Source organism: Microbacterium sp. SORGH_AS_1204 (genome assembly GCF_030818935.1).
GTDB lineage: Bacteria > Actinomycetota > Actinomycetes > Actinomycetales > Microbacteriaceae > Microbacterium.
In genome coordinates, this window is record NZ_JAUTBD010000001.1 from 3,577,536 (window position 1) to 3,602,865 (window position 25,330).

Here is a 25,330-nt window from a genome sequence, read left to right on the forward strand (position 1 = left end):
GAATGGACCGGTGCTCCCCGAACCCGAACCCCGCCTCTGCCACGCGCTCGCCGACGACTTCCGCAGCGCGGGGTACACGAGCGCCGAGCTCCGCGACGCGTGGGGAGAGCAAGCCGACGACGCCCTGGCTCGCGGCCTGCGCGGCCCCGCGGAGCGCGCCCTCGCCGACCGGGGCGACCCCCTCGCGGTGCTGGGGAGGTTGTGGGGTCTGGGGCTCGCGGTCTCCCGTGGTGAGCTCTCGTCGGCCCTTCCCGCGTTGGGTGTCGACGGAGCCGTCGACCTCGGCCTCGTGCGCGTCGAGGGCGACGACGTGCGCCCCGCCGTGCTCGTGCGGCCGCAGGCGTTCGCCGACGAGGCCGGCGATGTCGAGTGGTGGATCGCGAGCGACCTCGACGAGGCGGCGCTGCAGGGGCCGCTGCCGGAGGATCACGTGCTCGGGGTGGGCGGAGCCTCGCAGACCCTGGCCCGTCTGCAGCTCACCCGCCGTGGTGGCACCGCCCTCGACATCGGCACCGGTTGCGGCATTCAGGCCCTGCGCCTGCGCAGACTCGTCGATCACGTCGTTGCGACCGACATCTCGGAGCGGGCGCTGCGCTTCACCCGGCTCAACGCCCTGCTGAACGGCGTCGACGGGATCGAGACGCGGCACGGCTCGCTGTTCGAGCCGGTCGCGGGCGAGACGTTCGACCGGGTGGCATCCAATCCGCCGTTCGTGATCACGCCGCGCGTCGAAGGGGTGCCGGCCTACGAGTACCGCGACGGCGGTCTCGAGGGCGACGCCCTGGTGGCCGCGGTGATCTCGGGCGTCGGGGCGCACCTCTCCCCCGGCGGTGTCGCGCAGTCGCTCGGCAACTGGGAGTACCGTGAGGGCGAGTCGGGGCTCGACCGCGTGCGCTCGTGGGTCGGAGGTGCCCTGGACGCGTGGATCATCGAGCGCGAGGTGCTGGATCCGCTCGCGTACGCGGAGCTGTGGGTGCGCGACGGCGGCACCGTTGCCGGCACGCCCGCCTACGCGCGGCTCATCGACGCGTGGCTGGAGGACTTCTCCCGCCGGGGCGTCACAGGTGTCGGCTTCGGGTACGTGCTGCTGCGCAAGCCCCTGGCTGGCGGTCCCACCCTCGCGCGGTACGAGCACGTCGCGGGAGGCGGGGAGGCCGGGTTCGGACCGCACCTGGCCGCCTGCCTCGCCGCCCACGACCGCGCGGCGCTGCTCGACGACGACGGTCTCGCGGCCAGCGTGCTGCAGGTCGCGCCCGACGTGACCGAGGCGCGACACCATCGCCCCGGCGAGGAGGATCCGTCGGTCATCGAGCTGCACCAGGGCGGCGGTTTCGCGCGGCGCATCGAGGTCGATCCGGCGCTCGCGGCGCTCGTGGGCGCGTGCGACGGCGACCTGGCCGTGGGACCGCTCATCGACGCGATCGCGCAGTTGATGGAAGTGGATGCCGCGCACCTGCGCGCCGACCTGCTCCCCCGCGTGCGTGAGTTGCTGGTGACGGGGTTCCTGGGGTTCGCGGACTGAGATCGGGTCGCGGTGGCGAGCATCCCGGGGCCGCAGCCGTGACACCCGGGTGCGGGGCGCGGAGGCCGAGGCGCCTCGCCCCCTCGGGGTTTCCGCGCGTGGCATCCGATGTTCGGAGCACCCGACGAAAGTCGCTGTCGGCGCCCCCGGATAGGCTCGAAGGCATGCTGAACATGGCCGAGGGTCTTGCGCGCCTCGAGGAGCTCGCCGCGCACCCCGTCGTCGCCACCGTCGCCCGCGCGTTCGCCGAAGCGGGGCGTGATCTGGCGATCGTCGGCGGTCCCGTCCGCGATGCGCTGCTGGGCCGCACGACCCACGACTTCGACTTCACGACCGACGCGCGCCCCGACGAGATCCTTGCGCTGGTGAAGCCGATCTCGTCGGTGCAATGGGACGTGGGTCGCGCCTTCGGCACCATCGGTGCGCGCGTGAAGGGCGAGCAGGTCGAGATCACGACGTTCCGCGCCGACAGCTACGACGGTGTGACGCGTAAGCCCACCGTCGAGTTCGGCGACACGCTCGAGGCCGACCTCAGCCGTCGCGACTTCACCGTCAACGCCATGGCGCTGCGCGTGCCCGCGCGCACGCTCGTCGACCCCACCGGCGGCGTCGAAGATCTCGTCGCCGGGCGGCTGCGCACTCCCATCGACCCGGCCATCAGCTTCGGCGACGACCCGCTGCGCATGCTGCGCGCTGCGCGCTTCTCGTCGCAGCTCGACTTCGCGGTCGACCCCGAGACCCTCGACGCCATCGCGCAGCTGCGCGGATCGCTCGGTATCGTCAGCCCCGAGCGGGTGCAGGCCGAGCTCGTGCGCCTGCTGCAGACCGACGACCCGATCCGCGGCATCCGCGTGCTCGTCGAGACCGGCCTGATGGAGGAGTTCCTGCCCGAAGTGCCCGCTCTGCGGCTCGAGGTCGACGAGCACCACCACCACAAAGACGTCTACGAGCACTCGCTCACCGTGCTGCGGCAGGCGATCGCGCTCGAGAAGAGCCGTCACCCGGATGCCGCGCCCGATGTGCCGCTGCGCCTGGCCGCGTTGCTGCACGACATCGGCAAGCCCGCCACGCGGCGTTTCGAAGACGGCGGCGGCGTCACGTTCCACCACCACGACATCAAGGGCGCGCGCATGGCGCGCAAGCGCCTGCAGGCCCTGCGTTTCGACGCGGCGACTACCACGGTCGTCGCGCGCCTGGTCGAGCTGCACCTGCGATTCTTCGGCTACGCCGAGGGCGCCTGGACGGATGCCGCGGTGCGCCGCTATGTGCGCGACGCGGGCGACGAACTGGAGCGCCTGCACATCCTCACCCGCGCCGATGTGACCACGCGCAACAAGCGCAAAGCGCAGCGCCTGGCATCCGCCTACGACGACATCGAGGCCCGCATCGAGGCCCTGCGCGAGCAGGAGGAGATCGATTCGATCCGCCCCGAACTCGACGGCAACCGCATCCAGGAGGTGCTGGGACTCAAGCCCGGCCGCGAGGTGGGCGAGGCCTACCGCTTCCTGCTCGACCTGCGCCTCGACGAGGGCGTGGTCGGCGAAGCGGAGGCCGAGAGGCGCCTGCGGGCGTGGTGGGCGGCACGGGGCTGACGTCGGCGCACTCGCGAGGGCGGTACGCGTTCGGGGCGTGAGACGGCCCCCACGCCGCATCACGCCCCGAACGGGTCTCACTCCGCCTGCTCCTCCGCTGAACCCGCGGCCAGCGCGGCCGTCACGAGGTGGGTGAGGTCGATGCTCACGATGCGGGGTTCCTCGCTCACGGGGTCACCGACCCGTCGGGAGTCGGTGCGGCGGTCTCGGCCGCAGAAGGCGTCGGCGTCGGGGTTGCGGGGCCTCCCGCGGCGGCATCCGTCGAGGGGGCGCGTGACGGCGCGACGTCGGTGGGCAGGGGCTGGACTCGTTCGAAGGGGAAGGATGTCTGCGCGGCCTTGGTGAGGTCGTCCATCTCGTTCCACGTGACCTGCCCGGCGGGGATCTCTCGTAGCGGGAAGACGTTCCACGCATCGTTACCGCCGGGGATGACGTAGGGCACCGGCACCGAGCCTCCTCCGCCGTAGAAGTAGGAGTCGTACCGTTGCGGTCCGTTGTCCCGACCGACCGTCGTGAGCGGATCGCCGTCTTGATCGAACAGCTGCACCGTGGGGATCGGATTGCCCTCCGCATCGAAGGCGTAGATGTTCCGGATCCGCTCACCGTCAGCCGAGAGCCCCGGGGTGTAGGGGTTTACCGCCGAGATGTTGTTGGAGGCGTCCCACACCGTCGACTGCAGGCTCCCCATGAGCGAGACGAGCGTGAAAGGGGTGAGCAGCACCACGACGACGCTGATACCCGTGCGGATACCGCGAACGATGCGGTTCGGCGCCCAGCGCCCGCGGCCCCACTGCACGCTGACGAGGAGCAGACCGCTCATCAGCACGATCCCGGGGAACTGCACGGCGCCGATCAGATGTGCGAGCGGCCCCGTCATCCACGCATAGCCCGACCAGAGGAACGGGGCGATGAACAGGTACAGCACGACCGCGCGCAGGATCCACCAGAGCGGTCGGAGGGATGCCAGCAGGTCGAGCACCCACACAGCGGCGGGGTTCTTCCGCACGGCCGCACCCGTCTCGCGCCAGCCGTCGCGCATGATCTGCAGGACGGGGATCCGCTTGCCGCCGACCTGCTGACGGCGCTCCGGAAGCCCCGCGGCCGCGCGCAGTTCGGCGGCGTAGGTCGTGGCATCCGGAAGCTCGAAGGCATCGCCCGCTTCGGCGGCCTGGTCGGCCAGATCGGCCTCGAGACCGTCGAGCAGGTCGTCGACCTCGTCGGCCGGGAGGTCGTCGAGGTGCGCGCGCACCGCGGCGGCGAAGACGCGGATGTCATCGCGAACGGGCATGGTGATCATCGTGCGTCTCCGATCGTGCGCAGCTTCTTCGGGTGGGTGGTGTCGTCGAGCAGGGTCGTCATGGCCGCCGAGAAGTGCGACCAGCTCGCGCGCTGCGCGTCGAGCAGCTCGCGGCCCTGCGGGTTGATGGCGTAGTACTTGCGGTGCGGTCCCCCATCGCTGGGCACGACGTAGCTCGACAGCGCGCCCGCCGAATACAGCCGCCGGAGCGTTCCGTACACCGATGCGTCGCCGACCTCGCCGAGCCCCGCATCGCGCAGTCGTCGCACGATGTCGTACCCGTACCCGTCGTCGTGCTGCACGACCGCGAGCACGGCGGCATCCAGCACCCCTTTCAACAGCTGCGTCGTATCCACGCGGCCCCCTTCGCTTGTCTGCCTCGGACAGTACCACGCAGTGCGCGGTAGTGTGGAGAGCGAGGATGCGGCGCGTCATCGGCCCTCCCGCCCGAGCCGGTGCGGACGTACACTGGAGCCCTCCTCCGTCACCGCCGATGGGAGTGCCGTGCCCTCTCCGTGGTCGCGACCGTCCGTCTCCCCCGAGACCTCGGGGTTGCTCATCGCGCGTGCGCACGACGAATTGATCGCCGGCAACGACGACCGGCGGCTGGATGACGTGCGCCCCCTCGTGAAGGACTCGTGGCGGAGGTCGCTGGCATCCCTCGTCGGACCCGAGGGACTCCCCTCGCTCGACCTCGCGAGCGAGGAGCTCGAGGCGTATCGCCGCGCGCATCCGCTGGCGGGTGTGATGGACATGATCCGCGCGCTGCTGCTTCCCGGCACGGCCGAGGAGTCGGGCGTCGTCGTTGCGGTCGGTGATGCGGCGGGGCGGTTGCTGTGGGTCGAGGGCGACCGGCACATCCGTGCGCTGACCGGCGACATGGGCTTCGTCGCGGGAGCGAACTGGGCCGAGGATGCCGTGGGCACATCCGCCCCCGGCACGGCTCTGACCCTCGACCGCTCGGTGCAGATCCGCGGCGCCGAACACTTCAACCGCCTCGTGCAGCCATGGTCGTGCACCGCGGCGCCCGTGCACGACCCCGAGTCGCGCCGGCTCCTGGGCGTCATCGACGTCACGGGAGGACCCGAGGCCGTGACACCCCAGGCGCAATTGCTGGTGGATGCCACGGCTCGCGCGATCGAGAGCGAGATCCTCGTCGGGCGACTGCGTGCGCAGCAGGCTCCGCCCCCGAAGCGGTCGGCGCCCTCGCGGGCGGTGCTGCGGGTGCTCGCGCGGGACCGGGCCGTGCTGGAAGCCGGGGGCGCGACGGCCGAACTCAGCGCCCGGCATGCGGAGATCCTCCTGCTGCTCGCCGTGCATCGCGAGGGGCTCTCGGCCGAGGCGCTGAGTGAAGCGGTCTACGGCCACGCGGCGGTGGAGACGCTTCGACCCGAGATGGTGCGCCTGCGCCGCGCGCTGGTGCCGGTCGCGCCGCGATTGGTCCCGGCATCCCGGCCGTACCGTCTGCCCGACGGACTCGAGACCGACGCGCAGCACGTGCTGTCGCTGCTCGACCGCGGGGCGCACCGAGTGGCGCTCGCGGCCTACGCGGGGCCCGTGCTGCCCGAATCCGACGCGCCGGGGGTGGCCGAGGTGCGCGAGTCGGTGCGCTCCGCCCTGCGTGAGGCCCTCATCGCCGAGGCGGGGATCGATGTGCTGCTCGCGTATGCCGACACCGCCGACGCCCGCGACGACGAAGAGGTGCTGCGGCTGTGCCTGAGCATGCTGCCCGCCCGGTCGCCGAAGCGAGCGGGGATCGTCGCGCGGTTGGAGCGGCTCGAGCGGGCGTGAGCGTCTCGAGCGTCTGGAGCGTCTCGGGCGTCTCGAGCCGGAGTAGATGCGGCGCGGGTACGCGGGTTCGCGGCGACTCGAGGGGTGACAGTCGGGGCGCGGGCGCTTCGCGGGCCGGGGCACGACCGGCCGCGACGCGCCGCATCGAGTGCCGATGTCGGAGGCCCTCGTTACGCTGAACATATGGACGAAAAAGCGCTCGACATCTTCTCGGCAGCTCGTGCCCGTCGCGACGTGGGGCGCATTCGCGAGGCTCTCGCCGAGGTGAAGGCGGGCGACATCGCCCGGGTCGTCGTCCGCTCCCCGCGCTACGGTCTGTACGCGCTCGAGGGCACGGTACGCATCGGCGTCGGTGGGCAGCCGCTCGTCGGCGACGTGATCCTGGCGACGAGTTCCGAGATCCAGCGCATCGACCTGGGCATCGACCCGCCGCAGCCCGCGCTCGACGCCGATGTCGTCGACCCGTCGACGCTCCCGCACGGCACCCCCGTGCGCGTGACCTTTCTCACGCCCACGCACCAGACCTTCGCGCTCACCGGTCCCATCACCGCCGGCAACGACCGGTTCCTCCTCGTCGGCAGCTGGATCGTCGCCGACGATAGCGCCATCGCCCCGCGCGTGCAGAGCATCGAACGCCTCGACGACGTCGACCTGCACGAGGTCAACGTGCCGCCGCTGCGGTCGGTTCTCGCCGACGCCGACGCGTAGTCCGCGGCGTCGCGTCGTCGCGGCGCCTGGCCGTCGTGCGTTCGTTGCGCCGGGACGTCGCGGCGCCCTGGGTTGCTGGACGGTCGCGGTCGCAAGTCCGTCGCGCCGGGTCGTCGCGGCGCCCTGCGATGTATGTCCGTTGCGCCGAGTCGGTGGCCCGGACGGCCGCGCGTCTCGTCTGAACCTTCCCCTCGTTGAGGACGCACCCGTTCGCCGAGGACGCACCCGTTCGCCGAGGACGCACCCGCTTGATGCCAATCGCGTGCGGCGTCGACGAACGAATGCGTCTTCGCCGCACACCCGCACCGCGTACCACCCGGGCACCGCACCGCGCACTACCCGGGCACCGCGCACCGCCCAGCCGCACCGTGCGCTACCCGCGCACCTGCCCTGTGCACCGCAGCCGCACACCGCGCACCGAATACCCGCTCCACCCCCACTCCGCACACCGCCCCGCCTGCGGTGCAACCCGATGCAACCTCCCGCGGCGTACCGTCGGCGCATCGCCGCCCCGAGCCTGCGCGGCGACTCATGACCGTCGAAGGAGACACGCATGACCATCGTCGAAGAAGGCGTCTCGAGCGTCTATGCCGCACCCGGCACCCGCGGATCCGTCGCCGAGTACCGCTCGCGGTACGGGCATTACATCGGCGGCGAGTGGGTCGAGCCGCACAGCGGCGAATACTTCGAGAACATCACCCCCGTCACCGGCAAGCCCTTCTGCGAGGTCGCGCGCGGCGATGCGCACGACATCGACCGAGCAGTGGATGCCGCGTGGAAGGCGTTCGCGACGTGGAAGAAGACCACGCCCGCCGAGCGCAGCGTCATCCTGAACAAGATCGCCGACCGCATCGAGCAGAACCTCGAGAAGATCGCCGTGGCCGAGACGTGGGAGAACGGCAAGCCGGTGCGCGAGACGCTCGCGGCCGACATCCCACTGACCGTCGATCACTTCCGCTACTTCGCCGGTGTGCTGCGCGCGCAGGAGGGCTCGCTCAGCCAGCTCGACGAGAACACCGTCGCCTACCACTTCAACGAGCCGCTCGGTGTGGTCGGGCAGATCATCCCGTGGAACTTCCCCATTCTCATGGCGGCATGGAAGCTCGCGCCGGCCCTCGCCGCGGGCAACTGCGTCGTGATCAAGCCGGCCGAGCAGACTCCGGCATCCCTGCTGTTCCTGTTCGACATCATCGGCGACCTGCTGCCCGCGGGTGTGGTCAACATCGTCAACGGCTTCGGCATCGAGGCGGGCGCGCCGCTCGCGCAGCACAAGCGCATCCGCAAGATCGCCTTCACCGGCGAGACCACGACCGGCCGCCTGATCATGCAGTACGCGTCGCAGAACCTCATTCCGGTGACGCTCGAACTCGGCGGCAAGAGCCCCAACGTGTTCTTCGAAGACGTGGCGCTGCGCAGCGACGACGCGTACTACGACAAGGCGCTCGAGGGCTTCACGATGTTCGCGCTCAACCAGGGCGAGGTGTGCACGTGTCCGTCGCGGTCGCTGATCCAGCGGTCGATCTACGATCAGTTCCTCGGTGACGGACTCGAGCGCGTCAAGAAGGTGCGCCAGGGCAACCCGCTCGACCCCGAGACGATGATCGGCGCGCAGGCCTCGAACGACCAGCTCGAGAAGATCCTGTCGTACATCGACATCGGCAAGCAGGGTGGTGCGAAGCTGCTCACCGGCGGCGAGCGGGTCGACCTCGGCGGCGACCTGTCGGGCGGCTACTACGTCGCACCGACCGTGTTCGAAGGCACGAACGACATGCGCATCTTCCAGGAGGAGATCTTCGGCCCCGTGCTGTCGGTCACCTCGTTCGACGACTTCGACGACGCCATCTCGATCGCCAACGACACTCTCTACGGCCTCGGCGCCGGCGTCTGGAGCCGCAGCGGAGACACCGCCTACCGCGCCGGCCGTGCGATCGAGGCCGGTCGCGTGTGGACGAACACCTACCACCAGTACCCGGCGCACGCAGCCTTCGGCGGATACAAGCAGTCGGGCATCGGCCGCGAGAACCACCTCAAGATGCTCGATCACTACCAGCAGACGAAGAATCTGCTCGTGTCGTATGCCGATGGAGCCATGGGCTTCTTCTGAGCGGCCGTGTCGGGGTCGTGGCGGCGACCTCGACCGCGTGACCCCCGGGTTCGTTCCGGGGGTCACAACCCTTTCCGTCGGTGCCGCTTCGGGGACTTCCCGTTCGTGCGGCGCTGCGGCTGTCGGGCGGACCCTTGTCCCACTTCTGGCGGGTTGCCCGACCCGCAGCCGACACATGTTGGGACATGAACCAAAGGAGTGGGACATGACGACTCGGCTCTCCCGCGTAGACGTGACGGATGCCGCGGCCGCGCTGCTGCGTGACCTGACAGGGAAGCACGGCCCGCTGATGTTCCATCAGTCCGGTGGCTGCTGCGACGGCAGCTCGCCCATGTGTTACCCGGTCGGCATGTTCCTCACCGGTCCGAGCGACGTGCACCTCGGCGACATCGAGGTCGGTCTCGACGACCCGATTAGGGTCTTCATGTCGGAGTCGCAGTTCGAGTACTGGAAGTTCACGCACCTGACCATCGACGTCGTCCCCGGCCGTGGAGCCGGGTTCTCCGTCGAGGGGCCGACGGGGATGCGATTCCTTATTCGGTCGCGGATGCTCACGGAGGAAGAAGGGGTGGCGTTCGGGGTGACCTCTGCCCCATGAGACTTATGGGGAGCGCCCCGGACTGATCCGGGGCGCTCCCTGCGTCACTTCTGTTCGTCACCGATCCGTGGGTTTTGTCGTCGGCCCCGGTTTCTCGACGTCGCGGTCACTACGAAACTCAGAGCGATGACCGAAGGTGCGAGGACCGCGTCCGGAGCGAGAGCGGCGACCGTCACGCCGGCGACACAGACGGCGCTGGCCGAGGCCCACATGGCACGCGAGTCACCCGGCTGCATCCCGAGGCCTACGCCCGCTCCCGCCACCGAAGACAACACCGTGACCACGAGCGGGATCCGAATGAACTCGAGAAGCTCGTGCACGGCTCAACAGTGGGTGTGGGAGATCGCGCCGGGGAGCGGAGCGACCACGAGGTGCAGGCAGCCCTTCGGCCGGCGGTTGTTCGCTGTAGCTGCTTGCACCTGCAAGTACCCTGCCCAAATCCCACACGCGTACGCGACGCGCTGATTCTTCGCGAGTGCGGCGCAGAATGCAGAAGCCGAACCATAGTCCTTGATGCTCGCCGTCTCCGATCGGCTGAGGGTGAGACCCCACGCGGCGTTGCGCCAGCCCCAGGTGGGGTCGGCGACGATCGGGTAGACCGTGTCGGCGCTCGGGGTGACGATCTGCACCAATCGATCGCCCTGCACCTCGTAGTGCGTGGAGACCGGCGCACCCGCCGCGTCCGTCGCCCACGCCGCATCGACCGGGACGAAGGCGCCCTCCCGTCCGTCCTGGACGAAACCGGCGTTGCCGGAGGAGTCGATGACGGCCCGGAACCCCTCCATGCCGAATGCGGCCTCGTGCGTGGCGTCACGGTCCGGGATCACCGTCTGCACGCGGGTGTCCCCGGACTCTAGGGTCTGCACCGCGACGCTCGCGTCGCTGCTGCTCGGGTACACGACGGTTCCGTCTCCCGCCGCTTCCGCCGCGTCGAGGTCGAGCCCGTCGGGCAGGGTGATGCTCGCCGAGATCTGCCTTCCGGCGACATCGGCCCTCACCTCGATCGGCCGCTCGGGGTCGAGGGGGATCGTCGTCGTCGCGTCGGCGGTGGACGTCTCGAAGGCGGTGCCCGTCGAGCTGGCGTCGACCGGTTGTGCGCTGTCGGGAGCCGCTTCGGCCACGAGGGCCGCGACCGCGGTCGGGTCGGTCGTGTCGACGTTGTCTTCAGCGGAGGCGGGCACCGCCGAGAAGGCGACGACACAGCACGCGATGGTGGCGACGGTCAGCTTCGGCAGGAGTCCGAGCCGGGCGCGCGCGGGTGGGGTTCTCATCACTTTCACCTTTCTGTGACCACGGAGGACGTCACCGGCGCGACATCGCGCCGATGATGAGTGATCGCATAGAGGAGCATAGAAAACTGAGCATGTATACATTCTATCTCGCCGAAAACTTCATCACCGCGCGTCGATGTCGGCCGAAGGGGTGACAACGCAAATTCACCCAGAGGGTGACTCAGGGAGCAGTTCGTCCTCGCCGCGGACTCACGGCGCGATGCGTGAACTGAGGAGCGGGCTCGAACATGCGCACCTGAATGAGCTTTCCTTCACCGCATCACCACGTTTGGGGGAATGTGGCGGTAGCCGACCGATCGTCGGGTGTGGCTTCGGATCACTGCGGAGCCCCACCTCGCGCGGCCTACAGCCACCCCCGCTCCGCCGCGACCCGCACGGCATCCGCCCGACTTCTTCCTCCGGTGTTCCCGATGGCGCTCGACAGGCAATTCTTCACCGTCCCCTCGGAGAGGTGGACCGTCCGCGCGATATCGGCGATCGAACCGCCGTCGCGCGCTGCCGCGAGCACGTCCGTCTTCGCTCCGTCAGCGGGGAGTCGCCCTGTGCGAGCGGTTCGGGCGTCTTGCCGGCGCCGTTCGGACCGAGGAACGCCACGATCTCGCCGGGGCGAATGGTGAGGTCGACGCCGCGGACGGCGTGGACGGAGCCGAAGCCCTTGACGACGCCCCGCGCGTCGATCGCGGCGGGGTCGGTGGTGGAGGAGGTCATGTCTCCATGCCGGCGACGACGACGCCTGCGGGCCTCGGACCCTGGTCACCTCTTGGGGGTGACGTTCGTCATGGGAGGGACCTCGACGCGCTCGAATGCCGAGGACCTGTGCTCATCGTGGCGGTCGCACCGCTGGCGACGCCACTTTTTAAGATCGCCGTCTCTCACCGTCCTGCGGAGTTGTGCTGGCCGCAGCACAGACGTGCTGTTCTCGCGCTCCTCAGGCCGGCTTCACCGCGCGGATCGTGTAGCTCAACGGCATGACCGAGGGCTGTTCCGTCAGCGCGTACTCGCCGTCGGGGCGCTGGGTCATGCGGCCGGGAAGCGCCTCCCACGGCACGCTGTCGTGCTCGACGAGCGCGTCGAGGCGCAGGCCGCGGTCGAGCAGGGCGGTGACGATCTCGCCGAGACCGCGATTCCACTCGTACGTGCGCGTCGCGGTGATCGGTGCCGCGACCTCGACGTAGGTGTTCTCGTCGTCCCACTCCAGTGGTGTGGTCTGCTCGAAGTAGGGGAACGCCAGGGTCAGACCAGGGAGGGTCTCGTTCATCGACCACAGCACGGGATGTCCCTCTCGGATGTGCAGCGTGCCCCCCGGCGCCAGCAGGTCGGCCACGACACCCGCCCAGTCGGTGATCGACGGCAGCCAGCACAGCGCGCCGATGCCGGTGTAGACGAGGTCGAACGTCCCGCGGGGCAGGACGTTCGCGGCATCCCGCACATCCGCCTGCACGAAGTCGACCTCGGCACCGGCCTCGGCGGCCAGACGGCGGGCTTCGGCGACGGCGTTCTCGGAGAAGTCGAGGCCGGTCACGCGGGCGCCCAGACGCCCGAGCGACAGGGTGTCGGTGCCGATGTGGCATTGCAGATGCACCGTGCGCAGGCCCGCGATGTCGCCGAGGAGGGGCAGGTCGAAGCGCACGACGTCCGACAGGGCCTCCGCGTCGGTAACGTACCGCTGCACGCCGTAGCCCGAGCCGTCGCGGGCCGCGTGCAGGGTGGCACGCTGATCCCAGTTGGCGCGGTTGGCGTCGATGTAGTCGGAGGTCATGGCATCCCTTCCCGCTGGCAGAGCCTTGCCACATTACAGATTGCGGATGCCGCGCGCCCCCTGCCGAGTTTCGTTCACGGATGCCGTGACCTCGCGTGACGAGCTGTTCATCGCGATGTCGGAGGGGCGCGTTAGCCTGGCGGAATGTCGGGCAAGGTCTATGTCATCCACGAGAATCCCCAGTGGATTCCGCCGTTCGCTGCGGCGTTCGAAGCCGAGGGGGTGCCGTTCGAAGAGTGGCTGCTCACCGACGGCTCGATCGATCTCGCGGTCGAGCCGCCCGACGGCGTCTTCTGGTCGCGCCTGAGCGCCTCCGCACACACGCGCGATCACGCCTCCAGCAAGGAGTTCGGTCGCGCCGTGCTGCGATGGCTCGCCTCGTGGGGGCGCACGGTGATCAACGGCGCCGACGTGCTCGAGCTCGAGGTCAGCAAGGTCGCTCAGCACGCAGCCCTTCGCCACGCGGGCATCGAGGTTCCGCGCACGCTCGCCGTCTTCGGCACGCACGACCTCGCCGCCTCCGCCGAGCGCTTCGGCGCGCCGTTCATCAGCAAGCACAACCAGGGCGGCAAGGGCCTGGGCGTGCGGCGGTGGGACTCGGTCGACGCCTTCGCCGAGTGGGTCGACAGCGCCGACTTCGAGCCGTCGCCCGACGGCATCACGCTGCTGCAAGAGCTGCTGGTCGGCCGCGACTCCTCGATCACCCGGGCCGAGTTCGTCGCGGGCGATTTCGTCTATGCCGTTCGGGTCGACACCAGCGCGGGCAGTTTCGAGCTGTGCCCCGCCGAGGCGTGCGCGATCCCCGGCGCCGACGGGGTCGAGCCCGAGCCCCTCTTCCGCCTGCGCGACGACGTCGACCCGGCGCTGCTCGACCGCTATCTCGCCTTCCTCGCGGCCGAGGGCGTGGGCATCGCCGGCATCGAGTTCATCGAGACGCGCGACGGCCGTACGGTGACCTACGACGTCAACACGAACACGAATTACAACCCCGACGTCGAGGCATCCGCCCCCCGCTCGGGCCCGCGCGAGATCGCGCGCTGGCTCGGCTCGCTCCTCCCGCGCGAAGTGGAGACCCTCCGTGGCTGAGCCGGGCGTGCCGCACACCGACTGGGAGGGCTTCGGCTTCGCCACGCGTCAGGTGCACGCCGGCGAGCAAGAAGACCTGACTCACGGCTCGCGCATCACCCCCGTGCATCTGTCGGCGGCCTACCGGTTCGCGTCCTTCCAAGAGGCGACCGATCGCTTCGCCGGTGCCGACCTCGGCCACCTCTACTCGCGCAACGCCAACCCGACCAACCAGGTCGCCGAACGCCGACTCGCGTCGCTCGAAGGCGGCTCGGGCGCCATCGTCGTCGGATCGGGGCAGGCGGCCATCACCGTGTCGCTGCTGGCGCTGGCCGGTTCCGGCGAGCACATCGTCTCGACCGCGAGCATCTACAGCGGCACACGCGTGCTGTTCGACCGCACCTTCGCGCGCATGGGCGTCACCGTCGAGTACGTGTGGGACCCGACCGACGAGGCCGAGTGGGACGCCCTGATCCGGCCCGAGACGAAGGCGATCTTCACCGAGACGCTCCCCAACCCCAAGAACGACATCGTCGACATCCCCGCCGTCGCGCGCATCGCGAAGCGCCACGGCATCCCCCTCGTCGTCGACAACACGATCGCGACGCCCTTCCTGGTCCGCCCCATCGAGCAGGGCGCCGACATCGTCGTGCACTCCGCGACGAAGTTCCTCTCGGGCCACGGCGCCAACCTCGCCGGCGCGGTGGTCGACGGCGGAACGTTCGACTGGGTGGCATCCAACCGCCCCTACCCCGCCCTCACCGACACCCCGATCGCCACGCACGCCTCATTCGTCGAGGCGTTCGGACCCCGCGCGTTCGAGCTGTCGCTGCGGTTCGGCATCGCCAACGACACCGGCCCCGCGCTCTCGCCGCTCAACGGCTTCCTGCTGCAACAGGGCATGGAGACGCTGTCGGTGCGCATGCGGCAGCATCTCGCCAGCGCCCGCACGATCGCCGAGTGGCTCGAACAGCACGACGCCGTCGAGAGCGTCGACTACGCCGGACTCCCCTCGCACCCGCAGCACCACCTCGCGCTGCGCGATTACGGCGGGCTGTCGGGCTCGGTATTCTCGTTCACCGTGCGCGGCGGACGCGATGACGCCGAACGCTTCTTCGATGCGCTGCGCCTGTTCAGCCGCATGACGAACATCGGCGACACCCGCTCGATGGCACTGCACCCGGCGACCACGACCCACATCGGCTTCACGCAAGAGACCCGCGATCGCCTCGGCATCAGCGACGGCCTCGTGCGCCTGTCGATCGGACTCGAGGATGCCGAAGACCTGATCGCCGACCTCGATCAGGCCCTCCGCGCGGCGGTGTAGCCCCCGCGTCAGGATCTCGCGCTTCCGGCGTGCGGTCGGAGCGCCCTTACGGCGGAGGTCCCTGAGCCTGTCGAAGGGTCCGGGCGCGCTACCGGGCCCGGTGGCTGCGACGGGCTCAGCCACCTGGCGTGCGCGTCGAGTGGTGGCGCCCGGTGGCTTCGACGGGCTCAGTCACCTGGCGTGCGCGGCGCGCGTCGAGTGGTGGCGTCCGGTGGCTTCGTCGGGCTCAGCCACCTGGCGTGCGCGGCGCGGGTCGAGTGGTGGGGTCCGGTGGCTGCGACGGGCCCGGCGGCTGCGACGGGCCCAGAGGCCACTCGCGCCGGCGCCGCAGCCCCCGGACTCAGGCGTCGCGCAATGCCTCCAGGCGCCGCACGCGCGGAATGACCTCGGCCGCGAAGCGCCGCAGCTCGGGCAGGTGCGGCGAGAACTGCAGCAGCAGCGTCGAGACGCCGACGTTCGCGAACGCGACGATGCGCTCGGCCACCTGGTCGGGCGTGCCGACGAGGTTGGGTCGCAGACCCCGGTTCGACACCGAGTACTCCTTCAGGTCGACCTGGGTGTCGAGCTTCGACTTGCTCACGAAGTCCTGGTACGAGCCGTAGGCCGCTCCCCCGCGCACGTCGGTGATGCGGTCGATCTCGGCCTGAGCCTCTTCTTCGGTGTCGCGCACGATCGCGTACGCGGCCATGCCGAACGCCTCGAACGGCGTCGCGCCGGCCTCCGTGCGACGACGGCGCATGTCGGCGACCTTCGTCTCGAGCTCCTCGAGGGTGCCGCCGTGGGTCAGGTACGCGTCCGCGAAGCGAGTGATGGCGGTGCGACCCGCCTCGCTCTCGCCGCCGGCGTACAGACGCGGCTGTACCTGCGGCTTCGGCTCGGTGTACGTGCCCTCGGTGCGGTAATACTCCCCCTCGTAGGCGAAGGGCGTCTGCGACCACAGGCCGCGCAGCACCTCCACCCACTCGATGGTGCGCGCGTACCGGTCATCATGGACGCTGAAGAGTCCCTCGTACTGCTTGGCTTCCTCGGCCCACCATGCCGACACGACGTTGAGCGTGAAGCGGCCGCCGCTGATCTCATCGATCGTGGCCGCCTGCTTCGCGGTGTGGAACGGGTTGTGAAACCCGGGACGCACGGCCGTCATCAACTCCAGCGACGACGTCACCGCCGCCAGCCCCGCGGTCACCGCCCACGCATCGAGAGACGGGGCCTCGACGCCCTTGATGTCGTTGAGGTTGAGCTCGGGGATGAGCGTCAGGTCGAAGCCGCCCTCCTCGGCGGCCCGGGCGATCTCGGCGATGTGGGCGAACGACACCGGAGTGTGCTCGTCGTCGACGTTGCGGAGCCAGCCGCCGAAGATCGGGGTCCAATAGCCGAAACGCACACGTTGGGGGGAGGTCATGGCATCCATCCTCCCGTCTGCCCGAAGGAGCGGTGTCGACGGTGACACCGGAGGTCACAACGGCTGTGCCGACGCGCGCACGCAGGGCCACCGTCTCCGCCAGCGGGCTGGGCGCGCACGACGGCGACGCACAAGCTCAGCGATTCGCACAAGCTCAGTTGCCGAGCGGCGGATGCCACGGAGGTTGCGCACATCACGGAGATTGCGCGCGCGGTAACCCGTGTCCCGACCCGGCCGCCGAACGCAGCGTTCTCCGGCCGCGGTAACACGGTGGTGAGCCCGCGTCACTGCTCGGTAACACGGCATCCATAGGTTTCTTTCAGGTTCGGCCAACCGAATCGCCCCCCCTTGCCGCGCGTGATGCTCCACGGCGCGCGGCACGCAACCCATGGAGACCCCGTGCAGAGACGCATCCTCGCGGGCACTGTCGTCTACGGCTTCGCCGCGACAACCGTGTTCGCCGCCCTCCCGGCCTCGGCCGCGATGGTTCCGCCTTCGCTCAACATCGTGCGGCCCGTGTCGCCGCTGATCGACATGCCCACCAGCTACCCGGTGCAGCCCGAGCTGAAGGTGTTCCCCGACCTCCCCGAAGACGCCTCCATCGCGCGCGGCGTGCGGCCCTACGACGAGATCGCGCCGTTCCTCAACACGCTGATGGACACCAGCGACCGCGTGTCGACGCAGGTCGTCGGCACCTCGGCACAGGGTCGCGACATCTACCTCGTCACCGTCACCACCCCTGAGACCACCGCCGAGACGGCGCAGCAGGCCGACTGGCGCGACCTCATCAAGGCCGACCCGACCGCCGCCGCCGCAGACGCGGCGCTCGAGAGCGGGTACAAGGTGCCGATGTGGTTCAACGGCAACATCCACGGCAACGAGTGGGAGGGCACCGACGCCACCCTCAACTACATCGAAGACCTCGCGACGTCGACCGACCCGGCGACGACCAAGATGCTCAGTGACCACCGCGTGTACTTCACGGTCACGAACAACCCCGACGGCCGGGCCCTCGGACAGCGCGGAACCGCCAACGGCTACGACCCGAACCGCGACTTCATCACGGGCGCGACAGCCGAGGCATCCATCGTCCGCGACCTCGCGAGCATCATCCAGCCGACCTACTTCATCGACCTGCACGGCTACACCAGCGTGCTGCAGGTCGAGCCCTGCGGCCCGCCGCACGGTGAGAACTACGAATACGACCTCTTCGTGCCCCACGCCTACGCCACGGCCCTGGAGATCGAGGATGCCGTGACCGCGGCGAACATCCCCGGCAACACGTACTACGACCCGGCGACCGACAGCGTGACCGAGACCAACACCGGTTTCATCAACATCCCTTACCGCGATCAGCGGTCGGGCTGGGACGACTGGCCCCCGATCTTCGCGCCGCAGTACGTGGCGTACCAGGGCGCCATCACCAACACCGTGGAGCTGCCGCTCGGCCGCTCGGGCGATCAGCCTGCGCGCGCGAAGGTGAACATCGAGGTCGCCGAGGTCGTCATCGACACCGTCGTGGACTACGTCGACGAGCACAGCGACGCCCTGCTCGAGAACCAGATCGAGATCTTCCGCCGCGGCGAGGCCGGCGAGCCCAGCCGCGTGATCCCCGCCGATGTCGCTCCGGAGGACCTCGCACCCGGCGTGCCGACGGAGTGGACCGACATCTGGGACGAGACCGACATCTACAACGCCGACTTCCCGCGCGCTTACGTCATTCCCGTGGGTGACGGTCAGCGTTCGGACTCCGACGCGCAGACGCTCGTGCAGCAGCTGCTCGTCAACGGCATCCGGGTCGAACGGCTGACGCAGGCCGCTCGTGTCGACGGGGTGGACTACCCGGCCGGCTCGTTCTACGTCGACATGCATCAGCCGCTGCGCGGACTCGCGAACGTGCTGCTCGCCGACGGATCCGACATCTCCGACCGCGTGCCCGACATGTACGACATCTCCGCGTGGAGCCTCTCGCTGCTGTGGGGCGCCGACGTCGCACGCATCGGTGAGACGACGGATGCCGCGCCGACCACCGCCGTCGAGGCCGTCACCGAGGCGCCGCTGACCGGGTCCGTTCCCACCGGGGCGGGTTCGCTGGCGTTCGAGCCGCGCGGCGTGGCCGACTGGCAGGCCGTCAACGGGCTGCTCGCCTACGGGATCCCTCTGTCACAGCTGTCCGACGGCACGATCGTGCTCGGTTCCGGAGCGACGGCCCGCGCGGCCGCCGAGCTGGCGGCGGACCTGTTCGGCGTCGACTTCGAGCTCGTCACCGGCGCACAGGACGGCACCGAGCTGCGCAGCGTGCGCATCGGATACGTCGGCGACGCGGGAGACCGCGACGCCCTGACCGAGCTCGGCTTTACGGGGCTCGTGCCGGTCACGGCCACCGCGCTCGTCGCGGGCGAGGTCGACCTGTCGAGCGTCGACGTGCTCTACGTCGGCACCGGTCTCAGCTTCACCGCGGAGCAGCAGGCCGGAGCCGACCGGGTGAAGGCGTTCATCGCGGCCGGCAAGCCCGTCGTCGGGCGCGGCGCGGGCGGTGCGGCGTTCGTCAGCACGTTCGTCACGCCGCTTACCGCGGTGTCCGGTAACCGCACGACCAACGGCATCGCGCGGGTGGAAACCCCCGCCGACGGCGTGCTGGGCGACTACCCGCAGGACACCGCCTTCGGCTACCCGTTCGCGTGGTTCCCCAACCCCGCGGCTGGTGTGACCGTCGAGCAGCGATACGCCTCCGCCGATACGTTCGTGGCGGGTCACTGGCCCGACCGGGTCGGCCAGTCGATCCAGGATGCCGCGGGCCAGGCGTCGGCGGTCTCGCTCACCGGTCCGTCCGGAACGCGTGCCTTCGTGTTCGGCACGTCGCCGACCTTCCGCGCGCACCCGGTCGGTGCCTTCAGCGACATCGCCCGCGCGGTGTTCTGGGCGGTGGACGAGTCCGCTGACGTCGAGCCGACGCCCACGCCGACCCCGACGCCCGAGCCCACGGTGGAGCCGACGGTCGCGCCGACGGCCGAGCCGACGGTCGCGCCGACGCCGGAGCCCACGGTGACGCCGACGGCTGAGCCGACGCCCGGCCCGACGGGTGAGCCGACGCCCGGCCCGACGGTCGCGCCGACGCCCCAGCCCACGCTGGCACCGACGGCGTCGGCGACGGCGGTACCCGCCACGGGGTCGGGCTCGCTCGCGCGGACCGGCGCTGACGACGTCTCGTCGCTGGGCTGGCTCGCCCTCTCCGCCGGCATGGTCGGTGTCGGCTTGATCGTGATCGGCCGCACGCGCTCGACCACCTCGACGCGCTGACCCCGCTCCGGGGAGGGGCACCCGCCCCTCCCCGGAGTCCCCACTCTGGAGCTCCACCCATGACCCACCCCGAAGACCCCTCGCGAGAGCCGGATGCCACGGCCTCCGGCTCGGCATCCCCTCTCCGTCGGCGTCGTGCGGCGCTCGCCGTCGGTTCGGCACTCGTTCTCGGTGGCATCGCGCTGGCGATCTGGGCGGTGACCGCGACGGGCTCGTCCGCTCCGCAGGTCGCGGCGCCGTCGACCGCCGCGTCTGCCTCGAGCCCGGGAACGGCAGGCGCCTCCCCGGCCGAGCCGCCGGCGACGTCCGCGTCCGAGGCCTCCGCTCCCCCGGCGGCATCCGCTCCCCCGGCTGCCTCCGCAGAAGACCCGGTCATCTCAGCTTTCGCCGTCGAACCGGCTGTCGCGGCGTGCCCCGACGACCGGGCCGGCACCGTGCCGTTGACGTTCTCGTGGACCAGTGAGGGCGCCGACCGCGCCTGGATGGGCGTCGGAACCAGCGACGCCTCGGTGCAGCCCGCGGCGGAGGTCGACCTGACCAGCGCCGGCTTCTCGGGCCTCACCTTCGCGTGCAGCGACGCCGATCAGGTGTTCACGCTGACGGTGCAGGGCGCGGGCGGCACGGTCAGCGAGACGATCGCGATCAGCCGCGAACTCGACTGAGCCTTCCCCCGCACCCGTCGCCGGGCAAGGGGCCTGTCGCAGCGACCGGCTCGGTGTGCTGACCGGACCCCTCGTCGGGGCCCAGGATCCTCCTCGGCCGGAGGAGACCTGCAGGCGCCCGCCGCGTCAGCTCGCGATGTCGAACACGATCGTCAGCAGCCACCACCCGCCGATCGCGACGGCGACCACCACGGTCACCCACGAGAAGCCGCGGCGGAGCCTGCGCCCGCCCCTCGCGACACCCACCGGCGGGGGAGTGAGCAGCGCGCTCGGCTGCGCGGGGAGACCGGATGCCACGGCCCCCGCCGTCGGCGCCTCGGTCAGGCGCTCGTCGCGCCACCGCGCCCACTGGGCGAGCTTGTCGTCGAGGGCGGCCGCGGTGGTGAAGAGCCACTGCCACGTCGCGGGATCGAGGGTGGACAGGTCGCGCCGCGAGTAGAGGAACAGCCAGTCGTCGATGATCTCGACGTCGAGGGCGGCCGCATTGTCGATGAACCGCGCCATCACGTCGGGGGTGAAGAGGTAGAGGGCGTCGCGTTCGTACCCTTCGGGGCAGTACAGCGCGAAGTACTCGTCGAAGTCGCCCTCCAGGCTGAGGCGTTGGTTGCGGCCGAAGGTGACCGGCAGATTGGAGCCGCCGAACAGGCCGTTGTTGCCCACGGCATCCAGCACGATGTGGGGGAGTGGCGTGTCGAGCCGGAGCGCGGCGTACCCCCAGCGGTGCGTCTGCTTGTTCTTGCCCGAGCCGGTCTCGTAGGTGAAGTTGGCCACCTCGAAGAATCGCGGCTGCGGGCGCCGCATGAGGTCGTGGGTTTCGCGATCGCGGCCGAGGCCGAAGATCATGCCCGGCAGCTCAGGATTCATGTAGCCCGGATGCCAGGTCATGCCGTTCGCGCGAGCGAAACGGTCGAATCGGTAGCGACGGACGGCTGCGCCCCTGAAACCGCGGATGACCGCCACCGCGACCACCGCCACGATGGCACCGATCACCAGGAAGGGCACGGCGACGACGGCGTTGCCGCCGCTGTCGGAGACGATCGAGACGATCAGCGAGAAGATGATCGGCACGACCACGAGCGCGAACGCGGCGCCGATGACCGCCAGGATGACGATCGACAGCGTGCGGCCTCGCAGGGTGCCGCGGGCGCGCAGCTCGGCGGTGAATGCGCGCACGGCCGACGTGTCGACGGGCTCGGTCAGCGGCGCAGTGTCGATCTGCGTTGGTGTCGTCATGTGTCGCCTCCCCGCCTTCGACCGTAGCGGGGGCGTCCGACATCGGGCAGTGCGGCGGCCGTCGCCGAGGATTCCACGAGTTTTGGGGCGGTATCCGCGCGTCGGGGCGGATAACTCACGCCCCAAACCGCAGATACCGCCCCAAACCCGAAGGCGGGCCCTCGACCGGCGCGCCGACGGGGATGACGGCGTCTGACCGGCCCCCGACGGGAGGACGGCGTCCGCTCGGCGCGCGGCATCCCACCACCGGCCGGGCCGCCGGGCCGCCGCCCGCGATCCCGCCGGCCCGCGGCATCCGTTAGACTACGAAGGTTGTCCGGCGACGCCCATGCGCGTGTGAGCCCGTGACGACGTGCAACACACCCTCCTGCTGCCGGGAAATGCCCGTCAGCCGTTCTAGTCCGAAGGAGGTGGGTTAGTGACGCACCAGTACGAACTCATGGTCATCTTCGATCCCGAGGTCGACGAGCGCCAGGTCGCTCCGAAGCTCGACGGATTCCTCAAGGTCATCACGGCCGATGGAGGAACCATCGACAAGGTCGACATCTGGGGCCGCCGTCGCCTGGCCTACGAGATCCGCAAGAAGAACGAGGGCATCTACGCCGTCGTCAACTTCGTCGCGACCAGCGAGGCCACGAACGAGCTCGACCGTCAGCTGAAGCTGAACGAGCAGATCATGCGCACCAAGGTTCTGCGCGCCGAAGAAGCGATCGCCCAGGTCGCCGCCGAGGCCAAGCGCTCCGAAGAGAAGGCCGCCCGCAAGGCCGCCGCTCCCCGCAAGGTCGAGTCCGCCGAGAAGGCTGCGAAGTAACGACGATGGCCGGCGAAACCGTCATCACCGTCGTGGGGAACCTCACCGCTGACCCCGAGCTGCGTTACACGCAGAACGGGCTTCCGGTGGCGAACTTCACCATCGCGTCGACCCCCCGCACGTTCGACCGTCAGGCGAACGAGTGGAAGGACGGCGAGGCGCTCTTCCTGCGCGCCTCGGTGTGGCGCGAATTCGCCGAGCACGTCGCCGGTTCGCTGACGAAGGGCAGCCGTGTCATCGCGACCGGTCGCCTGAAGCAGCGTTCGTACCAGGACCGCGAGGGCAACAACCGCACCTCCATCGAACTCGAAGTCGATGAGATCGGCCCCTCGCTCCGCTACGCGACCGCCCAGGTCACCCGTGCCGCCGGTGGCGGCGGTGGTGGTGGCGGCGGCCAGCGCCCGCAGGTGCAGCAGTCGAACGACGAGCCGTGGTCGACCCCCGGCTCGAGCAACGGCGGCGGCAACAGCGGCGCAGACGCGTGGAGCACTCCTGGCTCCTACGGAGACGACACCCCGTTCTGATCTTCGCTGCGCCTCCCGGCGCGACGACCCCCGAAATTCCGGATGCCATGCCCCGGTCCGCGTGACCGGCTCGGCATCCGAACCACACGAAAGAAGGAAGCATGGCTGGAAAGGCCACTGGCGACCGCCGCAAGCCGCGGAAGGGCGCGAAGAACGCAGCCCCCGCGAAGGCGATCCGCGTCGGCGTCATCGACTACAAGGACGTCGCAACCCTCCGCAAGTTCATCTCGGAGCGCGGCAAGATCCGCGCCCGTCGTATCACCGGTGTCTCCGTGCAGGAGCAGCGCCTGATCGCCCGCGCCATCAAGAACGCGCGCGAGATGGCTCTCCTGCCCTACGCCGGCGCCGGCCGCTAAGGAGCACCCGATGGCAAAGCTGATTCTCACGAATGAGGTCACCGGGCTCGGTAGCGCCGGTGACGTTGTCGAGGTCAAGAACGGGTACGCCCGTAACTACCTCATCCCGCAGGGCTTCGCCGTGGCCTGGAGCCGTGGTGGCGAGAAGCAGGTCGCGTCGATCCGCGCCGCTCGCGAGTCCCGCGCGATCCACGACCACGAAGAGGCCGTGTCGCTGAAGAACAACCTCGAGTCGAACACCGTCAAGCTGTCGGTCAAGGCCGGCAACGAGGGACGCCTCTTCGGTTCGGTCAAGCCCGCCGATGTCGCCGACGCCGTGAAGGCTGCCGGCCTGGGCGAGCTCGACAAGCGCAAGATCCAGATCACCTCCGCGATCAAGTCGGTCGGCGAGCACGAGGCGACCGTTCGCCTGCGTGACGACGTCACCGCCGTGATCACCCTCCAGGTGGTCGCCGCGAAGTAATTCGCTGCGTTTCGAGAACGGCCCCGCTCCTGCTTCGGCAGGGCGGGGCCGTTCCGCGTTCCGGGGGCGCGGGCTCGCCGTGGGGCGCGGTTGTGGGGTGGGTCGCCCGGGGGTGTGGGTGGGTTGCGGGCGTTGGGGTGGGTCGCCCGGGTTTGGGGCGGATTCTGCGCATTGGGGCGGGAGAATCTCGCCCCAATGCGCCGATCTCGCCCCGAACCGGGGGGGCGGCGCCGCCCGCGGCGTCCGGCGGCGCGCCCTCCCTGCCCGGGCGACCGGTGGGTGAGCGCCCACGGGTTGCGCTTCGTGTGCGCAGGGCGGCGGCCCTGCGTTTGGGGCAGGTTCTGTGCCGCCGGGGCGCGCGGCGGCCGCCCCGGTGCACATTTCGCGACCCGAACCGGGGGTGCGCCCCCGCGGTGCACATTCCGTGACCCGGACCGGGAGCGCGGCGGCCGCCCCGGTGCACATTTCACGCCCCGAACCGCGGGTGCGCCACCGCGGTGCACATTCCTTGACCCGAACCGGCAAGAACGGTCGCCCGCGACCCCGGTCCGCGTGTCCCCCGAAGACGCCCCCCACGCCCGGCGGAGCGCCGACTGGGTACGCTGTGCTCCACACAGCACTCCGGGGATGCCCCCGATACGTCCACGAGGAGACACCGTGACCGCTTTCGCACGCCTGCGCCGTGCCGCCGCCCTGACCGCCGTGGCCGCTGCCACGGTCGTCTCGCTCACCGCCTGCGCCTTCGCCCCCACCGGCTCCGACGCCGAATCCGCGCCTGCCGCCGAGGGGGCCCTGCAGACGGTCACCGCCGGCAAGCTCACCATCGCCACCGGCGAGCCCGCGTTCTCGCCGTGGGTCGAGAACGACGACCCGGCTTCGGGTGAGGGCTTCGAGGCGGCCGTCGCCGACGCCGTGGCGACGCAGCTCGGCTTCGCGAAGGACGACGTTGTCTGGGTGCGCACCACCTTCGACAGCGCCATCGCCCCCGGCCCCAAGGACTGGGACCTCAACGTGCAGCAGTTCTCGATCACCGAGGAGCGCAGGCAGGCCGTCGACTTCTCGTCGCCGTATTACACCACCACGCAGGCCGTCGTGACGACCGGATCGTCGCCCGCGGCATCCGCCACCACCGTCGCCGAGCTGAAGAACATCCCCGTCGGCGTGATGAGCGCCACTACGAGCTACGCGGTCGCCGAAGACCAACTCGGCACCGCGAACCTCAGTGTCTACTCGTCGAACGACGACGCCGTCGCCGCCCTGCAGGCAGGGCAAGTGGATGCCATCGTGGTCGACCTTCCCACCGCCTTCTACCTCGCCGGCGCGGTGCTCGACGACGGCAAGGTCGTCGGGCAGCTGCCCGACTCCTCGGTCGGGGGTGACGAGCTCGCGTTCGTGCTTCCGAAGGATTCGGCCTTGACCACTCCCGTGTCCGAGGCGATCGACGCCTTGCGCGCGGACGGCACCCTCGACGAGCTGCAGCAGAAGTGGCTCGCCGGCACGGCCGCCGCGCCCCTGCTGAAGTAA

General features: G+C 70.2%; 21 protein-coding genes and 2 pseudogenes. 15 read left to right on the forward strand and 8 right to left on the reverse strand.

Going from position 1 to position 25,330, the window contains the following annotated elements; translation table 11 throughout:
* The first annotated feature begins 10 nt into the window (after window positions 1-10).
* Together QE410_RS16515 and QE410_RS16520 are read left to right on the forward strand one after the other, a co-directional pair.
* Window positions 11-1,522: a methyltransferase gene (locus QE410_RS16515; protein ID WP_307334009.1), complete on the forward strand. Its 1,512-nt coding sequence runs from the start codon at window positions 11-13 to the stop codon at window positions 1,520-1,522.
* Between the two features lie 164 nt (window positions 1,523-1,686).
* Window positions 1,687-3,114 carry a CCA tRNA nucleotidyltransferase gene (locus tag QE410_RS16520; RefSeq protein WP_307334011.1) on the forward strand — a complete coding sequence of 476 codons (1,428 nt, stop codon included), beginning with the start codon at window positions 1,687-1,689 and terminating at the stop codon, window positions 3,112-3,114.
* 166 nt (window positions 3,115-3,280) lie between these two features.
* Here the strand turns inward: QE410_RS16520 and QE410_RS16525 are convergent, their stop codons facing one another.
* The gene (locus tag QE410_RS16525) at window positions 3,281-4,402 is read right to left on the reverse strand and encodes a hypothetical protein (protein WP_307334013.1); all 1,122 of its coding nucleotides are present in this window, start codon (window positions 4,400-4,402) and stop codon (window positions 3,281-3,283) included.
* Between the two features lie 5 nt (window positions 4,403-4,407).
* Window positions 4,408-4,767 (reverse strand): PadR family transcriptional regulator, encoded by a 360-nt coding sequence (locus QE410_RS16530; RefSeq protein WP_307334015.1) that lies wholly within the window; start codon window positions 4,765-4,767, stop codon window positions 4,408-4,410.
* 148 nt (window positions 4,768-4,915) lie between these two features.
* Between QE410_RS16530 and QE410_RS16535 the strand changes: the two genes are divergently transcribed.
* The 4 genes from QE410_RS16535 to QE410_RS16550 all read left to right on the forward strand — a co-directional run bounded on the left by QE410_RS16535 (window position 4,916) and on the right by QE410_RS16550 (window position 9,612).
* Complete coding sequence (locus tag QE410_RS16535; RefSeq protein WP_307334018.1) at window positions 4,916-6,202, forward strand: GAF domain-containing protein; 1,287 nt, start codon at window positions 4,916-4,918, stop codon at window positions 6,200-6,202.
* Between the two features lie 183 nt (window positions 6,203-6,385).
* On the forward strand, window positions 6,386-6,910 hold the full coding sequence (locus tag QE410_RS16540; protein ID WP_307334020.1) for a hypothetical protein: 525 nt from the start codon (window positions 6,386-6,388) through the stop codon (window positions 6,908-6,910).
* Between the two features lie 553 nt (window positions 6,911-7,463).
* A complete protein-coding gene (locus QE410_RS16545; RefSeq protein ID WP_307334022.1) occupies window positions 7,464-9,014 on the forward strand; it encodes an aldehyde dehydrogenase family protein in 1,551 nt (516 codons plus the stop codon).
* A 205-nt stretch (window positions 9,015-9,219) separates the two neighbouring features.
* Window positions 9,220-9,612, forward strand: a complete 393-nt coding sequence (locus QE410_RS16550; RefSeq protein WP_307334024.1) for a DUF779 domain-containing protein — start codon at window positions 9,220-9,222, stop codon at window positions 9,610-9,612.
* A gap of 323 nt (window positions 9,613-9,935) precedes the next feature.
* Here QE410_RS16550 and QE410_RS16555 read toward each other — a convergent pair whose 3' ends face one another.
* The 4 genes and pseudogenes from QE410_RS16555 to QE410_RS16570 form a co-directional block, all read right to left on the reverse strand.
* The gene (locus QE410_RS16555) at window positions 9,936-10,883 is read right to left on the reverse strand and encodes a hypothetical protein (protein ID WP_307334026.1); all 948 of its coding nucleotides are present in this window, start codon (window positions 10,881-10,883) and stop codon (window positions 9,936-9,938) included.
* A 364-nt stretch (window positions 10,884-11,247) separates the two neighbouring features.
* A pseudogene (locus tag QE410_RS16560) lies at window positions 11,248-11,459 on the reverse strand (response regulator transcription factor); the annotation flags it as partial.
* A 3-nt stretch (window positions 11,460-11,462) separates the two neighbouring features.
* A pseudogene (locus tag QE410_RS16565) lies at window positions 11,463-11,612 on the reverse strand (ATP-binding cassette domain-containing protein); the annotation flags it as partial.
* A 220-nt stretch (window positions 11,613-11,832) separates the two neighbouring features.
* On the reverse strand, window positions 11,833-12,663 hold the full coding sequence (locus QE410_RS16570) for a bifunctional 2-polyprenyl-6-hydroxyphenol methylase/3-demethylubiquinol 3-O-methyltransferase UbiG (protein WP_307334028.1): 831 nt from the start codon (window positions 12,661-12,663) through the stop codon (window positions 11,833-11,835).
* Window positions 12,664-12,807: 144 nt separating this feature from the next.
* On the opposite strand from QE410_RS16570, the gene QE410_RS16575 reads away from it, so the two are divergent.
* The gene (locus QE410_RS16575) at window positions 12,808-13,749 is read left to right on the forward strand and encodes a RimK family alpha-L-glutamate ligase (protein WP_307334030.1); all 942 of its coding nucleotides are present in this window, start codon (window positions 12,808-12,810) and stop codon (window positions 13,747-13,749) included.
* The gene (locus QE410_RS16580; protein WP_307334032.1) at window positions 13,742-15,055 is read left to right on the forward strand and encodes an O-acetylhomoserine aminocarboxypropyltransferase/cysteine synthase family protein; all 1,314 of its coding nucleotides are present in this window, start codon (window positions 13,742-13,744) and stop codon (window positions 15,053-15,055) included. Before QE410_RS16575 ends, QE410_RS16580 begins: the two co-directional genes overlap by 8 nt.
* 340 nt (window positions 15,056-15,395) lie before the next feature.
* On the opposite strand, the gene QE410_RS16585 is transcribed toward QE410_RS16580, so the two are convergent.
* Window positions 15,396-16,457, reverse strand: a complete 1,062-nt coding sequence (locus QE410_RS16585; protein WP_307334034.1) for an LLM class flavin-dependent oxidoreductase — start codon at window positions 16,455-16,457, stop codon at window positions 15,396-15,398.
* A 399-nt stretch (window positions 16,458-16,856) separates the two neighbouring features.
* Between QE410_RS16585 and QE410_RS16590 the strand changes: the two genes are divergently transcribed.
* Both QE410_RS16590 and QE410_RS16595 read left to right on the forward strand, forming a co-directional pair.
* The gene (locus QE410_RS16590) at window positions 16,857-19,757 is read left to right on the forward strand and encodes a M14 family zinc carboxypeptidase (RefSeq protein ID WP_307334036.1); all 2,901 of its coding nucleotides are present in this window, start codon (window positions 16,857-16,859) and stop codon (window positions 19,755-19,757) included.
* A gap of 59 nt (window positions 19,758-19,816) precedes the next feature.
* Complete coding sequence (locus QE410_RS16595; RefSeq protein WP_307334038.1) at window positions 19,817-20,419, forward strand: hypothetical protein; 603 nt, start codon at window positions 19,817-19,819, stop codon at window positions 20,417-20,419.
* Between the two features lie 126 nt (window positions 20,420-20,545).
* Here the strand turns inward: QE410_RS16595 and QE410_RS16600 are convergent, their stop codons facing one another.
* Window positions 20,546-21,652, reverse strand: a complete 1,107-nt coding sequence (locus QE410_RS16600; RefSeq protein WP_307334040.1) for a hypothetical protein — start codon at window positions 21,650-21,652, stop codon at window positions 20,546-20,548.
* A gap of 418 nt (window positions 21,653-22,070) precedes the next feature.
* Here QE410_RS16600 and rpsF point away from each other — a divergent pair, with 418 nt between their 5' ends.
* The 5 genes from rpsF to QE410_RS16625 all read left to right on the forward strand — a co-directional run bounded on the left by rpsF (window position 22,071) and on the right by QE410_RS16625 (window position 25,330).
* Window positions 22,071-22,463, forward strand: coding sequence for a 30S ribosomal protein S6 (gene rpsF / locus QE410_RS16605; protein ID WP_013584644.1), 393 nt, complete (start codon window positions 22,071-22,073; stop codon window positions 22,461-22,463).
* Between the two features lie 5 nt (window positions 22,464-22,468).
* Window positions 22,469-22,987 (forward strand): single-stranded DNA-binding protein, encoded by a 519-nt coding sequence (locus tag QE410_RS16610; RefSeq protein ID WP_307334042.1) that lies wholly within the window; start codon window positions 22,469-22,471, stop codon window positions 22,985-22,987.
* Window positions 22,988-23,088: 101 nt separating this feature from the next.
* Window positions 23,089-23,343: a 30S ribosomal protein S18 gene (rpsR, locus tag QE410_RS16615; RefSeq protein ID WP_013584646.1), complete on the forward strand. Its 255-nt coding sequence runs from the start codon at window positions 23,089-23,091 to the stop codon at window positions 23,341-23,343.
* Between the two features lie 10 nt (window positions 23,344-23,353).
* Complete coding sequence (gene rplI / locus QE410_RS16620) at window positions 23,354-23,806, forward strand: 50S ribosomal protein L9 (RefSeq protein ID WP_307334047.1); 453 nt, start codon at window positions 23,354-23,356, stop codon at window positions 23,804-23,806.
* A 657-nt stretch (window positions 23,807-24,463) separates the two neighbouring features.
* Window positions 24,464-25,330: an ABC transporter substrate-binding protein gene (locus tag QE410_RS16625; protein ID WP_307334049.1), complete on the forward strand. Its 867-nt coding sequence runs from the start codon at window positions 24,464-24,466 to the stop codon at window positions 25,328-25,330.

Excerpts from the sequence above, each read along its gene's own strand:
- QE410_RS16570 (WP_307334028.1), bottom strand. The coding sequence starts at position 12,663 with ATGACCTCCGACTACATCGACGCCAACCGCGCCAACTGGGATCAGCGT.
- QE410_RS16585 (WP_307334034.1), bottom strand. The coding sequence starts at position 16,457 with ATGACCTCCCCCCAACGTGTGCGTTTCGGCTATTGGACCCCGATCTTC.
- QE410_RS16600 (WP_307334040.1), bottom strand. The coding sequence starts at position 21,652 with ATGACGACACCAACGCAGATCGACACTGCGCCGCTGACCGAGCCCGTC.
- QE410_RS16520 (WP_307334011.1), top strand. The coding sequence starts at position 1,687 with ATGCTGAACATGGCCGAGGGTCTTGCGCGCCTCGAGGAGCTCGCCGCG.
- rplI (WP_307334047.1), top strand. The coding sequence starts at position 23,354 with ATGGCAAAGCTGATTCTCACGAATGAGGTCACCGGGCTCGGTAGCGCC.
- QE410_RS16575 (WP_307334030.1), top strand. The coding sequence starts at position 12,808 with ATGTCGGGCAAGGTCTATGTCATCCACGAGAATCCCCAGTGGATTCCG.
- QE410_RS16540 (WP_307334020.1), top strand. The coding sequence starts at position 6,386 with ATGGACGAAAAAGCGCTCGACATCTTCTCGGCAGCTCGTGCCCGTCGC.
- rpsR (WP_013584646.1), top strand. The coding sequence starts at position 23,089 with ATGGCTGGAAAGGCCACTGGCGACCGCCGCAAGCCGCGGAAGGGCGCG.
- QE410_RS16610 (WP_307334042.1), top strand. The coding sequence starts at position 22,469 with ATGGCCGGCGAAACCGTCATCACCGTCGTGGGGAACCTCACCGCTGAC.
- QE410_RS16525 (WP_307334013.1), bottom strand. The coding sequence starts at position 4,402 with ATGCCCGTTCGCGATGACATCCGCGTCTTCGCCGCCGCGGTGCGCGCG.
- QE410_RS16555 (WP_307334026.1), bottom strand. The coding sequence starts at position 10,883 with ATGAGAACCCCACCCGCGCGCGCCCGGCTCGGACTCCTGCCGAAGCTG.
- QE410_RS16550 (WP_307334024.1), top strand. The coding sequence starts at position 9,220 with ATGACGACTCGGCTCTCCCGCGTAGACGTGACGGATGCCGCGGCCGCG.
- QE410_RS16545 (WP_307334022.1), top strand. The coding sequence starts at position 7,464 with ATGACCATCGTCGAAGAAGGCGTCTCGAGCGTCTATGCCGCACCCGGC.
- QE410_RS16595 (WP_307334038.1), top strand. The coding sequence starts at position 19,817 with ATGACCCACCCCGAAGACCCCTCGCGAGAGCCGGATGCCACGGCCTCC.